The organism is Oscillospiraceae bacterium CM (assembly GCA_022870705.1).
GTDB lineage: Bacteria > Bacillota > Clostridia > Oscillospirales > Oscillospiraceae > Sporobacter.
Window position 1 is genome coordinate 1,054,599 of sequence record CP072107.1, and the last position, 14,024, is coordinate 1,068,622.

Consider the following 14,024-nt stretch of genomic DNA (forward strand, 5'->3'; position numbering starts at 1 on the left):
ATAATACGTAAAAATACGAAGGGTTGTGATGGTTTGGCGATCTCAATAATCAGAACGCTCATTATCTATATCGCGATCATCGTCTCTATGCGCCTGATGGGCAAGCGGCAGCTCGGCGAGCTGGAACCGGCGGAGCTTGTCGTCGCCGTTTTGATTTCAGACCTCGCTGCGCATCCCCTGCAGGATATCGGCACGCCGCTTTTATACGGGCTCGTACCGGTTGTGACGCTGTTGTGCTGCGAAGTTTTTGTTTCGGCGTTTATTATCAAAAGCCTGAAATTTCGGGCGTTTGTTTGTGGCAAGCCGAGCCTTGTCATCCAAAAGGGAACAATCATTCAGTCTGAAATGAAAAAGAACCGCTTTACGCTCGACGAGCTGTCCGAGCAGCTGCGCAAAAAGGATATTTCGGATATCAGCACCGTCAAGTACGCTGTTTTGGAAACGGACGGGTCGCTTTCGACGCTTCTTTACGCCGATCAATCACCGCTGACGCCAAAACAGATGAACGTGCAGACAGACGATACGGCTTACCCGGTCATGATCGTTAATGACGGCAGGGTGTTGAGCAACAATCTCGAAAAAATGGGGTATAACGACATCTGGCTCAAACGCCAGCTCTCAAACCGTAACATTCCAGACGTCAAAAAGGTCTATCTGATGACGGTTGACGAGGCCGGGCGGATTTATTTTGCCGAAAAAGAGGGCGTCTCATGAAAAAGGAACTTTTTATCGGCGTGTTTTTTACGCTTATAATTGCCGCCGCTATTGTCAACATTTATTTTTTAAATAAGCTGACCGATCATGTCACACAACTTGTCGATGAGGCCGGTGCGTACGCCGCGGCAGAAAAGTGGGACGCTGCCGGACGAAAAGCCGAAGAGGCATCAGCATTATGGGAGGGAAGCGACGGGTATACGCATCTCGTGCTCCGGCATCCGGAGATCGATGCGGCGACGGACGCGCTGTACGACCTACTTGAAAAAATATACGCGCGTGAATCAGGTGGTGCCGAAGGCGCTGCCAAGGCGGCAAGAGCCAGACTGCATAGCATTTCAGCGATCGAGCAGATCAAAATCGGCAGTATCTTTTGATTATTTGTCGTTGAGGAGCTTGTTGAGCTCGTTCATAAAGGTGTTGAGGTCTTTAAACTGCCTGTATACCGAGGCAAAGCGAACATACGCGACCTCGTCAAGCGTTTTAAGTTTTTTCATCACGAGCTCGCCGACGGCGGTGGAGTCAATCTCGCGCTCTAATGAGTTTGAGAGATCCTGCTCAATTTCGTCAACGGCCTTCTGGAGGTCGGCCAGCGGGACGGGGCGTTTTTCACAGGCGCGCAGCATGCCGTTTAAAATCTTCATTTTATCAAAGGTCTGGCGGCTGCCGTCTTTCTTGATAACGACAAGGGGAACGCGCTCCATGATTTCATACGTCGTAAACCGTTTCTGACAGGAGAGGCATTCGCGTCTTCTGCGAATGGTGGCGCCCTCCTCAGCAGGCCTTGAGTCGATGACCCGGCTTTCGGAATAACCGCAGTAGGGGCATTTCATAAATGGGCCTCCGTTCTATCTTTTTATGTCTGGCCGATGAAACAACAGCCATTATAACATAAAAAGACCCGATATGTACACAAAAAAACAAACGGTATGCGATAAAATTGATCGTATACCGTTACTGTATTTGTTATTTATGTCAAGTGCACAGCCAGTCGCTGATAACGTCCTGCATTGTTGTCGGCGTGACGAGATGGGAAGCCAAAAGGTCTGCCAGTGTAAGGATATCTGTCTGAGAAAAGGTGACGTTTGAAACAAGCGCTGTTTCGCCGCTTTCAGTAACCGTCACGCCGACGCCGTAATTTTCACAGCAAATGCCATCGTCTTTGTCGGCAGTGTCTTCGATCGTAATGAAGTAAACAAGTGTTTGCGCGGGCTTTTCTTCGCAGGACAAGAGCTTCTGACAAATTTCCATCTGACGCACCCAGACCACCCCTAAAATAATTACTTCATCGAAATTATTCCACAGGACTTTAATAAATTCCATCGTAAAATAGCGCAGAATACGACAAAATTCGACAAATACACCACATTTTGCGACAGAATACGGTATTCATCCCCGCTGTATAGACAAGGGTCAAATTAATTAGAGATAATTTGGCATAAATGTCAATTCAAATTTGCGCCAGACGATAAAATTCTTCTCGTGTCATGAGAACGTTGAGCACATCTAAAAAGCTGTTCGGTGATAAGCGCTCCGGCAAGTCAAGGGTTTTCATGAGGGCTTGCCGCCGTTTAACGCTCCCAGTGGTGCCGGACAGCCCAAGCTCAAATAAATCGGCTTTTGTGATGGGGTCGCCCGTTGGGGTGGCGGCATTCTCTGTTAAAAAAGTTGCCCCGGCGCGAACAAGCGCCTCAATAATCACATCGCGGCGCATCCCCTCAACACCGAGCTTGCCCTCCTTCGACGCGGTGCGCTTGCGCTTTTCGCGCCCCAAAACGTCGGGGATATAGGCGTTTTTGATGTTGTTTGTGCCGAGCAGGCTTTTCAGGCGGCCGCGAATGAGAAAACCGGCGCCGTCACTGTCAGTTAAGAGAATCAAACCGCGTTTTGCGGCTAGGCGGCGCAGCAGGGCAACTTTTTCCGCATCGGAAAATATCTGAAAGCCGCTTGTTTCGATCACCGTGGCGTCAACGGCTTGACTAACGGTGTTTTTATCGTATCGCCCTTCGACGACAATGACTTCCGAAACACGTTTCACGACGCCGCCCCTTTCCGTAAAACGGCCAAGTGAACGACAAGCTCTGTTAAAAGCTTTTCCGGGTCGCCGCCGCCGTTTAAGCGCAAAGCCGTCTCGGCGCTTTCCGTAACAGCTTGGCGCGCATAAGACAGCGGCGTTTTCCGAGCGCTGGCGTATAGCCCTCTTGCCTGAAAATCATAGCGGATACCGGCAAGCGTCATCAGCGTTTTTTCACCGAGGGCATTATCAAGCAAAACGCGTGCCGCCAAAAGCTGTCGGAGCTTCAATCCGATGGAAAAAAGCAGCTTGTGAGGCGGCTCATGCAGGCTTAAAAGGTCAGAGAGCGTTTGCAGGGCATTGCTAAATTGGCCGTCTGCCAATTGGTCTGTCAGCTTGTACGTGACGGCGTCGAGCACGGGTACGACGAGCGCGTCAATGTCGGCGCGGGTGACGGTGCTGCCGGAGGCGTACTGGCAGACCTTTTCAATTTCGCCGTTTAATGTTGTCATAAGGCCGCCGGTCATGAGAGCCAGATATTCGGCGTCCGTCGTCTCAATTTTTTTACCGGCGTCGGCAACGTGCGCTTTGATCCACCGGACAAGCTTGGAGGCGTCCTGCACTGTGAATTCTACGGTCACAGCGCGGTCTTTTATAAGCGCTGCTATTTTCTGCCGCCCGTCGGGCTTGTAGTCCAGCGTGTCATAAATGAAGATGAGACAGACGGTGTCCGGCAGCGCCGACAAAAGGTCATAGAGCTTTTTCTTTGTCTCTTCACCGGCCTTGAAAATATCAAAGTCCTCTACCTCTACAAGCGTCCGTTCCGAAAAAACGGGCAGCGTGTCACACGCTTCGGCAAGTGTTTCCATCGTGAGACCGCGCCCGTCAAAGCGCTTATGGTTGAATTCCGGAAACTGGACGACGAGCCGCTCCCGGATGGCGCCAAGGCTGTTTTCCAGCAGATAGCGCTCCTCGCCGTGAAAGATATACAGGTTGCCGATGGTGCCGGTGCTGATGGCTGCGCGCAGCGTGTCGTACCCGCTGCTGTCTTTTTTTTGTGCCATAAAAATGACCTCGATTCTGTGCGTTTGTATTAAGCCGTTGATTTAATTGTGACGGGACCTGCCTCGTCGGTTCGATAGACGAGAATGCCTCTGTCATAAAGCCTTTTGAGTGTCTCCGGCGCGGGATGGCCATAAGTGTTATAGCCGACGGATATGACGGCAATCTCCGGCGAAACGGCCTGGAGCAGGTCATCGGACGTCGCCGTTTTTGAGCCGTGGTGCCCGACGATTAAAAGCTCGATATCAGGCAGCTCGGCCGATGCCAAAAGCCTTTTTTCCTGCGCGCCGTTCATATCGCCGGTGATGAGCGCGTCAAAATCACCGCTCGAGCAGAGAATTGACAGACCGCGTTCATTTTCGCCGCTGTCACCGAGCGGCGCGTAAACATGCAAAACAGTATCGGCTGCCGTCACCGCACAGTTTTGCGTCACCTCGATGACGGCAACATCATGTGTGCGGGCGGTGCGCCGGATGTCCTCCGGCAGCGTGCCGCTGTCGATGGCGGGGTCCGGCATCAGAATAGCCGACACCTTTTCACGCGATAAAAGGGCGCAAACGCCGTTTGCGTGATCGGCATGAAAATGCGTGAGGATTAACAGGTCAACCGTTGTCCGCCCGCGGCTTTGAAGGTATTTTGTCAAAATATCGGCGACGTCCTTGCCGCTCGAGCTGCCGCAGTCGATGACGACGGTGGCGGCGCGGCTTGTCAGAACAAGGCACTGGCCTTGGCCGATTTGAAGCGCCGTCACGGAAAGGGCCGGGCTGTCGAAATAAAAAGCGGTCACTGTCAGGATGAAACACAACGCTAAGGACGACAGACAGACAGGGACGATGAGGTGGCGTTTGCTCAGTCTGAGAAGGAGGACGGCGCCAAAGATGATATACAGCGCGACAAGCCAGACCGTGATGGCCGGATTGGCGGTGTAAACGGCAGCAAGCGGCGTGTGCCCAAAAAATTCTATGACCGCCGTCATAAGCCGCGCCAAGAGGGAAGCGGGAAAAGCGACCGCCGCGCCGAGCGGAAACCAGATAAAGCCAAGGACGACGGCTGCAATACCGAGGCAGAACGCTGCCTCGCACGCCCAGAGAACGGCAATGTTTGTAACGGGCGCAAGCAGTGAAACGGTGCCGAAGGACAAAGCAATCAGCGGCAGCGTGAAGACAAGCGCCCCCACCGTCGCTGCCAGTGTTGCCGCGACATACCGGATAATGCCTTTCAAAAACCGCCGCTGAAGGATTTTATAGCGCGCCAGCGGGCGGAGAAGCGATGTGTTCAGGCGTTCTGTCATAAGAATCATGCCGAGCGTCGCGAGAAAGGACAGCTGCAGGCCGATGCTCCCGACCGCAAACGGGTTAAAGAGTAATATGAGCAGGAGCGCCGCCGACAAGGCCGTTACTGGGTCGCTTTCCCTTTTGACAAACGGTGCCGTCAGAATGAAAATCTGCATGATCCCCGCGCGTGTGACGGGTGGCGCAAAGCCGACAACAGCCATAAAGACGAATACAAGAGGGATGCCGACAAGCGCCCGTGCCCGCCTGTTTTTGATAAGCAGGCCAACAAACCCCATCAAAAAAGCGATATTCATGCCGGAGACGGAAATAATGTGCGTCGTGCCGGTGGCCGACAGGGCGGCGGACAACGCGGACGCACGGCTTAATTGAGACGTATCACCGATGATGAGCGCGCGCATCAGACCGGAAATGTCTGCCGGGAACAGCCTTGAAATCATTTCTCGGACGGCAGCGGCAACCCGCGCCGGGAGGAACAAAACCGGTTTGCTGCTGTCCGTCACCGTCACGGGGCCTGTCACCGTACCGAACAAATAAACGCCTTTTGACAGGAAAACATCGGTCTCCTCGCCGTACATCGTATCAGCTAGGCGAAAGCGCGCCGTCACGGTTATAGTGTTTCCGGGCGCGAGGCCGGAAACACCGTCGTTATCGTACAAATACAGCTGCGTGCGGACGGCGGGGTGACCAGCCAGCGAAACGGCAACGGGCAGCCTTGTCACTGTGTCAGTCACGATAGGCGCATCGCAGACAACGGCATTAACGGTTCGTGTCTGACCGTCAAGCTGGCGGGCCGGTTCATAAAAGACGGCCTTGTATATGCCAACCCAGAGAAAACCGGCCGACAGGGATAGCGCGATCAGAAAAAACCGACGGCGTGCAGGGCCGTGTAACAGCAGGCCAAAGAGCGACAAAGCGGCGGCCGCTGCCGCCGCGATCAAAACAAACGACGGCGGAAGAAGCTTCAGCGATATAAAAACGGCGGCTGAAAAAGACGCGGCCGCCGTCGCCAGCTTGCGCATGACATCGCCCCTTTTTCTCTCTTTTCAACTAAAATGGTATCATTCGTGCCAGCTTTTGTAAAGCAAATACTGACGGAGCGCCCAAATGAGCGCCTGCATTTTCGGCGGGGTCATGAATTGACAAAAAGATGGTCATTTGGTATAGTCGCTTCAACACTTTAAAGACATATTGATTTAAATCCCAGGGAATTTAAATCAATAAAGATATAAACAGCGCCGCTGCGACGAGACGCCCAGACGGTTGCAATTTGTTGCTCGGATCAATACAAGGAGGTATCTGCATGCCGATTACAGAGATTCTTGAAACAAACTGCAAGTTGTATGGGGACGATGTATGCCTCGTCGAAATAAATCCCGAACAGAAGAACCGCCGGCACGTCACGTGGAAGGAATACGACCTCATTGAGCCGTCCTACGCGCCGTATTACAGGCGGGAGATTACCTGGAATATTTTTAACGAAAAAGCAAACCGCTTTGCCAACTTCCTGCTCGGCTGCGGCATCAATAAAGGAAACAAGGTCGCCATCCTGATGATGAACGGCCTTGAATGGTTGCCCATTTACTTTGGAATTTTGAAGACGGGCGCGCTGGCTGTTCCGCTCAATTTTCGCTATACGTCGGCAGAAATCAAATACTGCCTTGACCTCGCCGAGGCAGACGCTTTGATCTTCGGGCCGGAATTTATTGGCCGCGTTGAAGAGATTGCCGAGGATATCGGCAAAAACCGTCTGCTTCTGTATGCCGGGGAGGGGGCTTGCCCCTCTTTTGCCGAGTGCTACGCAGCGCTGACGGCCGACTGCTCGAGCGCCTCGCCAAATATCAGCCTCACGGATGACAATTTTGCCGCTATTTATTTCTCCTCCGGCACAACGGGCTTCCCTAAGGCGATTTTACATAAACACCGCAGCCTGATGCATGCCTGCTTAGTCGAGCAGGCCCACCACGGCCAGACAAAGGACGATGTATTCCTCTGTATCCCGCCGCTGTATCACACGGGCGCGAAGATGCACTGGTTTGGCAGCTTTCTTGTTGGCGGCAAAGGCGTTTTATTAAAGGGAACGGATCCGAAATACATTTTTGAGGCCGCCTCGAACGAGAAGTGCACGATCGTCTGGCTTCTCGTCCCATGGGCGCAGGACATTTTAAACGCCCTCGACCGCGGTGATCTCAAAATATCCGACTATCAGCTCGGCCAATGGCGGCTGATGCACATCGGCGCGCAGCCGGTGCCGCAGAGCCTGATCCGCCGCTGGAGGGAATATTTTCCGAGCCATCAATATGACACGAATTACGGCCTGTCGGAGTCAAGCGGACCCGGCTGTGTGCACCTTGGTGTTGAAAACATTCACAAGGTCGGCGCCATCGGCATTCCCGGCCATGGCTGGGCTGTCAAAATTGTTGATGAAACCGGCAATGACGTGAAAAAAGGCGACGTCGGCGAGCTTTGCGTCAAAGGCGACGGCAACATGACGTGCTATTATAACGACCCCAAGGCAACACAGGACACGCTCCGCGACGGCTGGCTTTTTACGGGCGATATGGCGCAGCAGGATGAGGACGGCTTTATTTTCCTCGTCGACCGGAAAAAGGACGTTATCATTACGGGCGGTGAAAACATTTATCCCGTCCAAATCGAAAACTTTTTAAGCGCGCACCCAGATGTGAAGGATGTGGCCGTTATCGGTCTGCCGGACGCCCGTCTCGGCGAGATTTCGGCAGCCATCATTGAAATCAAACAGGGGCATACCTGCACGGCGGAGAGCATCAATAATTTCTGTCATGATTTGCCGCGATACAAGCGACCGCACCGCATCGTCTTTGCCAATGTTCCGCGTAACCCGACGGGAAAAATTGAAAAACCGCGCCTTCGCAAGCTCTACGGCGCCGAAAGTCTTGTAGCGGACCAAAACAACGCGTAAAGAGGGGATAAACAAATTTACATAAAGGAGAGTGCGCAATGACCGTAAAATTAATTCTGCTTCTCGTATTTGTCGCAGCCACCATCGCCATCGGCATCTACAGCCGTAAAAAGGCAACAGACGTCAATCAGTTCGTGCTGGGGGGGCGCAGCATCGGACCGTGGATGTCGGCATTTGCCTATGGCACAACGTATTTCTCAGCCGTCATGTTCGTCGGGTTCGCTGGCCAGTTTGGCTGGAAATTCGGCCTGTCGGCGACGTGGGTCGGTATTGGCAACGCCATTATCGGCAGCATGCTCGCTTGGCTCATTCTCGCACGGCGGACTCGGATTATGACGCATCATTTAGACAGCGCTACCATGCCCGATTTCTTTTCAAAGCGATATAATAGCAAGGGCATCAAGCTTGCCGCGTCGGCAATTCTGTTTGTTTTCCTGATCCCATATACGGCATCGCTTTACAACGGCCTGTCCAGAATATTCGGCATGGCGTTCAACATTGACTATTCGGTCTGTATCGTCGCAATGGCCGTTTTAACGGCAATTTACGTCATATTGGGCGGTTATCTCGCCACAGCCATCAATGACTTTATTCAGGGGATTATTATGCTGGGCGGCGTCGTAGCCGTCGTCCTTGCCGTTATCAACGGTCAGGGCGGCTTTTCACACGCGCTGACAGCCCTCTCCCAGGTGCCTACTGCAACAGGAAAGACTGGCGCGTTTACATCGCTGTTTGGCCCCGATCCAGTAAACCTTTTTGCAGTTGTTATCTTGACATCGCTTGCAACATGGGGCTTGCCGCAGATGGTTCACAAGTTTTATGCCATCAAGGATGAAAAATCCATCGCGAAAGGGACGATTATCTCAACGATTTTCGCTGTTGTCATTTCAGCGGGCTGCTTCTTCATGGGCGGCTTCGGCAGGCTTTTTGATTCTTCCGCGCTGTACAGCAAGAATGTCGTTGTCTTTGACAGAATTGTGCCGAGTATGCTGTCCACGCTGCCGGATATTCTGATCGGCATCGTCGTTATTCTTGTTCTTTCAGCGTCCATGTCCACCTTGGCGGCGCTCGTCATGACGTCGAGTTCATCGCTAACGCTTGACTTCATCAAGGGGACAGTTGTTAAAAATATGACCGAAAAGAAACAGGTCCTGACAATTCGAATTCTGCTGGCTGTCTTCATTTTGATTTCCGCACTTCTCGCGCTCTTCCAATATAAATCGACGGTGACGTTTATTGCACAGCTTATGAGCATCTCCTGGGGCGCGCTCGCCGGTTCGTTCCTTGGCCCATTCATCTACGGCCTATATTGGAAACGTGTCACAAGGCCCGCTGTTTGGACGTCCTTCATCGTCGGCGTCGGCCTGACTGTGCTCAACATGATTCTCAAGTTCTTCATCATTCCATCCATGACCGCAGCTGGTATCTCAGTATCTAATACGTTCATCGGATTCATTTCATCACCGATCATTACAGGCGTGATTACCATGCTCTTAAGCCTTGTCATCATTCCGGTTGTCTCTCTCATCACAAAGAAGCCGGACGCGCAGCAGATCGAAAGTATCTTCAGCTGCTTTGATAAAAAAGCCGTTAAATAAAAAACCTATTACAATAAATTGTTTATGGCTAACAGTCGCCCCTTGTGCCGATTGTTAGCCATAAAACTTTAATTTCAATTTTACAGGGGCGGCAGGTGATGATATAATACAGCAAGTAGCGTCGGCCTCCAACGGCCGGACAACATTAAAGGAGGATCTTTGCTTGAAGGTCTTGATGCTCGGAAACGAGGCGGTTGCCAGAGGGCTTTTTGAAGCCGGGGCAAGCGTTGTTTCCAGTTATCCGGGGACGCCCAGTACAGAGATGACGGAGTTCGTTTCACAATACGATGAGATTTATTCCGAATGGGCGCCGAATGAAAAAGTGGCGATGGAGGTCGCCTTCGGCGCGTCGTTTGGCGGGAAGCGCAGCTTCTGCGCAATGAAGCACGTCGGCCTCAACGTGGCCGCCGACCCGCTGTTTACCATTTCATACACCGGTGTCAACGCCGGTATGGTCATCGGCGTGGCCGATGACCCCGGCATGCACTCGTCGCAGAATGAGCAGGATTCGCGGCATTACGCGCGGGCAGCCAAGCTGCCGATGCTCGAGCCGTCGAATTCTGATGAATGCCTCGAGATGACAAAGGCAGCCTTCGAGCTGTCGGAGCGGTTTGACACGCCGGTGCTTTTGCGCTTATGTACGCGTGTTTCCCACTCGCAAAGCGTCGTGGAGACAGGCCCACGCACTGAAAAACCGGCTGTTCCGTATCAAAAAAACGGCGCAAAGTACATTATGATGCCCGGCAATGCCAAGCGGCGGCATCCCGTCGTTGAACAGCGGCTCTTAAGCCTTGCCGCCTTTGCCGAAACGAGCGACTTAAACCGCGTTGAAAAGGGCGGCAGAAAACTCGGCATCATCACCTCCGGCACGGCCTATCAATACGTGAAGGAAGTTTTCGGCGATACCGTCAGCATTTTAAAGCTCGGCCTCGTCTGGCCGCTGCCGACGAAGCTTATTTGTGATTTTGCCGCATCGGTTGACCGGCTTTTCGTCGTCGAGGAGCTTGACAGCTTTATTGAGGCGCATTGCCGCGCGCTTGGCCTGACGGTTTCCGGGAAGGACATTTTCCCCGTCGTCGGCGAGTTTTCGCAAAATCTCATCCGAGAAAAGCTGGGAATTCCGGCAACGCCGGGCCGAACGCTGGACGCTGATATTCCGATGCGGCCGCCCGTCATGTGCGCGGGCTGCCCGCACCGCGGCCTCTTTTACGCGCTCGTGCGCAACAAGGCGGCCGTCATCGGCGATATCGGCTGCTACACGCTTGGTGCCATGCCGCCGCTTGCCGCGATGGATTCGACGATTTGTATGGGCGCGTCGATTTCCGGGCTGCACGGCTTTAACAAAGCGCTGGGGGAAGCAGGCGAAAAAAGGGCCGTCGCCGTCATCGGTGACTCAACGTTTATGCACTCGGGTGTCACGGGCCTTATTGACATCGCTTATAATGGCTCCAATTCAACCGTTATCATCTTGGACAATTCGATTACCGGCATGACAGGCCATCAGCAAAACCCGACAACAGGGTTTAACATCAAGGGTGACCCGGCCGGGAAAATTGATCTGGAAGCGCTCTGCCGTGCCGTCGGTATCCGGCGTGTGCGCGTCGTCGACCCTTATGATCTGCAGCAGTGCATTGACGCCGTCAAAGAGGAGCTGGAGGCACCTGAACCGTCTGTTATTATTTCGCGCCGACCGTGCGCGCTGTTAAAATCGGTCAAGCCGAAGCCGCCCTTAAAGGTTGACCCGGACAAATGCAAAAGTTGCCAAAGCTGTATGAATATCGGCTGCCCGGCCATCAGTTTTAACGCCGGGAAGGCGACTGTGGACGCAACGCTTTGCGTCGGCTGCGGCGTCTGCACACAGCTTTGCGCCTTCGGCGCGTTTGAAACAACGGAGGAGGCGACAAAGTGATGGAGACAAAAAATATCATGATCGTCGGCGTCGGTGGGCAAGGGTCGCTTCTGGCCAGCAAGCTCCTGGGCAGGCTCCTTTTAAACGCGGGCTATGATGTCAAGGTCAGCGAAGTGCACGGCATGAGCCAGCGCGGTGGCTCCGTCGTGACATACGTCCGCTACGGTGACAAAGTGGCGTCGCCCGTTATCGATACCGGCGAAGCCGATTACATCGTATCTTTTGAACTGTTGGAGGCGGCCCGCTGGCTGTCCTATCTAAAGCCGGACGGGAAAATTATCACAAATACGCAGCAGATTGACCCCATGCCGGTCATTACAGGCGCTGCCGCGTATCCCGATAACCTGGTGTCCGCCATGAAAGCGGCCGGGGCTGATATCGATGCGTTTGACGCCTTGACGCTGGCAAAAGCGGCGGGCTCGTCCAAGGCGGTGAACATTGTCCTGATGGGGCGATTGTCCAAATATTTTGCGCTGCCGGAAGATGCCTGGGATAAGGCGATTGCCGAGAGCGTCCCCCAAAAATTCCTTGAGCTCAACAAAAAGGCCTTTGCGCTCGGGAAGAGCGCCGAATAAGCAAAATCCGACAGAAAGGAATGATTTCAATGCAAAACTACTTCCAGCCGGAAATTGAATGCGCCGCACCGGAGCAGCTGAAAAAAATTCAGGATGAGCGGCTTGTTCAAACGGTCAGGCGGATGTACGACAATGTGCCGTACTACAAAAAGCTCATGGATGAAAAGGGTCTCAAACCCGCCGACATTCAATCAACGGACGACTTACATAAGCTGCCGTTTCTCACGAAGACCGACCTTCGTGACGCCTACCCATATGGCCTTCTGGCAGCGCCGCTTCATGACTGCGTCCGCATTCACTCCACGAGTGGGACAACGGGCAAGCGCGTCGTCGCCTTTTACACGCAAAACGACTTAGACCTGTGGGACGACTGCTGTGCGCGCGCCATCGTCGCAGCAGGCGGCACGAAGGACGACGTCGTCCACGTGGCTTATGGCTACGGCCTGTTTACGGGCGGCATGGGCCTCAACGGGGGCGCGCACAACGTCGGCTGCCTGACGCTGCCGATGTCCTCCGGCAATACCGACCGCCAGATTCAGTTCATGGTCGACCTCGGGTCAACGATTCTCTGCTGCACGCCGTCGTACGCCGAGTTTCTCGCAGAGATCATTGAAGAGCAGGGGCTCCGTGATCAGATCAAGCTCAAGGCCGGCATTTTCGGCGCGGAGGCTTGGAGCCAGGAGATGCGCGAGCGCCTGGAAGAGAAGCTGCGCATTAAGGCGTACGATATCTATGGCCTGACGGAGATCATCGGGCCCGGCGTCTCGTTTGAGTGTGAAGAGCAAACGGGTATGCATATTAACGAAGACCATTTCATCGCCGAGATCATTGATCCCGACACGGGCGAAGTGCTCCCCGAAGGGACGAAGGGCGAGCTCGTTTTTTCCTGCATCTCGAAAGAGGCTTTTCCGCTTCTGCGATACAGAACGCGCGACATCTGCGTGCTGGAACGCAAGAAATGTTCCTGCGGCCGAACGCTTATTAAGATGGCAAAGCCGATGGGGAGAAGCGACGATATGCTCATCATCCGCGGCGTCAATGTCTTCCCGTCACAAATCGAAACAGTGCTTTTAGCGTATGGCCTGTCGGCCAATTACCAGATCATTGTGGACAGGGTCAATCATACAGACACCCTGGAAGTCTGTGTGGAGATGAACCCGGAGATGTTCTCCGACACGGTCAAGCAAATTGAAGCGCGCGAGCATGAGCTGATGGATAAGCTCCGCTCAATGCTCGGTATCTCGGCAAAGGTCACGCTTAAAGCCCCGAAAAGCCTCACAAGAAGCGAGGGCAAAGCCGTTCGCGTTGTTGACAAACGGAAAATTTAAAGGAGGCACACGCTATGACGATTGATCAAATTTCTGTTTTTGTGGAAAACAAGCCCGGTAAGCTCGTCGATGTCGTCGAGACGCTCGGTCAAAACGGGATCGATCTCAGAGCCATGTCGATTGCGGATACGTCCGATTTCGGCATTCTCCGGCTGATTGTGGACGACACGTCGAAAGCGCTCGCCGTTTTGCGCGAGGCCGATTGCGTTACGAGTGTCAATCCAGTGCTTGCCGTCTCCGTTGAGGACGCGCCGGGCAGCCTCGCCAAGGTTCTGCGAGCCCTGTCGGATGCGGCCATCAGCGTGGAATACGTCTACGCGTTCATTACGCATGAGCCGGGCCGGGCATTTGTCATCCTCCGCGTGGAGGATAACGAAAAAGCCGCCGAGATCCTTACGCAAAATGGCGTCAAGCCTGCCAGTGGCAGCGCCCTTCAATAATGGATAATCCGGTGCCGCAAAGGCACCGGATTTTTTAAAATCCTGTGTCATTCGCATGCGATAAACAGCTCTGAAAATCCGGCGCAATTTCCGCAGCGCGCTTGCATTGAACACGGAATTCAAATATAATACTGTTAAAATAACAGGCAGC

At 53.5% G+C, this 14,024-nt stretch carries 13 protein-coding genes; 8 read left to right on the forward strand and 5 right to left on the reverse strand.

The features are described from left to right. Window positions 1-33: 33 nt before the first annotated feature. Window positions 34-714: a DUF421 domain-containing protein gene (locus IZU99_05270; GenBank protein UOO38657.1), complete on the forward strand. Its 681-nt coding sequence runs from the start codon at window positions 34-36 to the stop codon at window positions 712-714. Further along, window positions 711-1,091: a DUF4363 family protein gene (locus IZU99_05275; protein UOO38658.1), complete on the forward strand. Its 381-nt coding sequence runs from the start codon at window positions 711-713 to the stop codon at window positions 1,089-1,091. Before IZU99_05270 ends, IZU99_05275 begins: the two co-directional genes overlap by 4 nt. Here IZU99_05275 and nrdR read toward each other — a convergent pair whose 3' ends face one another. The 5 genes from nrdR to IZU99_05300 all read right to left on the reverse strand — a co-directional run bounded on the left by nrdR (window position 1,092) and on the right by IZU99_05300 (window position 6,104). Then, on the reverse strand, window positions 1,092-1,547 hold the full coding sequence (gene nrdR / locus IZU99_05280) for a transcriptional repressor NrdR (GenBank protein UOO38659.1): 456 nt from the start codon (window positions 1,545-1,547) through the stop codon (window positions 1,092-1,094). 142 nt (window positions 1,548-1,689) lie between these two features. Beyond that, window positions 1,690-1,965: a hypothetical protein gene (locus IZU99_05285; protein UOO38660.1), complete on the reverse strand. Its 276-nt coding sequence runs from the start codon at window positions 1,963-1,965 to the stop codon at window positions 1,690-1,692. Between the two features lie 199 nt (window positions 1,966-2,164). Beyond that, window positions 2,165-2,752 (reverse strand): DUF4093 domain-containing protein, encoded by a 588-nt coding sequence (locus IZU99_05290; GenBank protein ID UOO38661.1) that lies wholly within the window; start codon window positions 2,750-2,752, stop codon window positions 2,165-2,167. Next, a complete protein-coding gene (gene holA, locus IZU99_05295; GenBank protein ID UOO38662.1) occupies window positions 2,749-3,792 on the reverse strand; it encodes a DNA polymerase III subunit delta in 1,044 nt (347 codons plus the stop codon). Before holA ends, IZU99_05290 begins: the two co-directional genes overlap by 4 nt. Window positions 3,793-3,821: 29 nt before the next feature. Then, complete coding sequence (locus IZU99_05300) at window positions 3,822-6,104, reverse strand: DNA internalization-related competence protein ComEC/Rec2 (GenBank protein UOO38663.1); 2,283 nt, start codon at window positions 6,102-6,104, stop codon at window positions 3,822-3,824. A gap of 281 nt (window positions 6,105-6,385) precedes the next feature. Between IZU99_05300 and IZU99_05305 the strand changes: the two genes are divergently transcribed. The 6 genes from IZU99_05305 (at window position 6,386) to IZU99_05330 (ending at window position 13,873) form a co-directional block, all read left to right on the forward strand. Next, the gene (locus tag IZU99_05305; protein ID UOO38664.1) at window positions 6,386-8,023 is read left to right on the forward strand and encodes an AMP-binding protein; all 1,638 of its coding nucleotides are present in this window, start codon (window positions 6,386-6,388) and stop codon (window positions 8,021-8,023) included. A 38-nt stretch (window positions 8,024-8,061) separates the two neighbouring features. Next, on the forward strand, window positions 8,062-9,621 hold the full coding sequence (locus IZU99_05310) for a sodium:solute symporter (protein UOO38665.1): 1,560 nt from the start codon (window positions 8,062-8,064) through the stop codon (window positions 9,619-9,621). 163 nt (window positions 9,622-9,784) lie between these two features. Continuing rightward, window positions 9,785-11,530 (forward strand): indolepyruvate ferredoxin oxidoreductase subunit alpha, encoded by a 1,746-nt coding sequence (gene iorA / locus IZU99_05315; protein ID UOO38666.1) that lies wholly within the window; start codon window positions 9,785-9,787, stop codon window positions 11,528-11,530. Continuing rightward, entirely contained in the window at window positions 11,530-12,105 is a 576-nt protein-coding gene (locus IZU99_05320) for an indolepyruvate oxidoreductase subunit beta (protein ID UOO38755.1), read from the forward strand. Before iorA ends, IZU99_05320 begins: the two co-directional genes overlap by 1 nt. A 29-nt stretch (window positions 12,106-12,134) precedes the next feature. Beyond that, window positions 12,135-13,433 (forward strand): phenylacetate--CoA ligase, encoded by a 1,299-nt coding sequence (locus IZU99_05325; GenBank protein ID UOO38667.1) that lies wholly within the window; start codon window positions 12,135-12,137, stop codon window positions 13,431-13,433. A gap of 14 nt (window positions 13,434-13,447) precedes the next feature. Next, window positions 13,448-13,873 (forward strand): ACT domain-containing protein, encoded by a 426-nt coding sequence (locus tag IZU99_05330; protein ID UOO38668.1) that lies wholly within the window; start codon window positions 13,448-13,450, stop codon window positions 13,871-13,873. The last annotated feature ends 151 nt before the right edge of the window (window positions 13,874-14,024 follow it).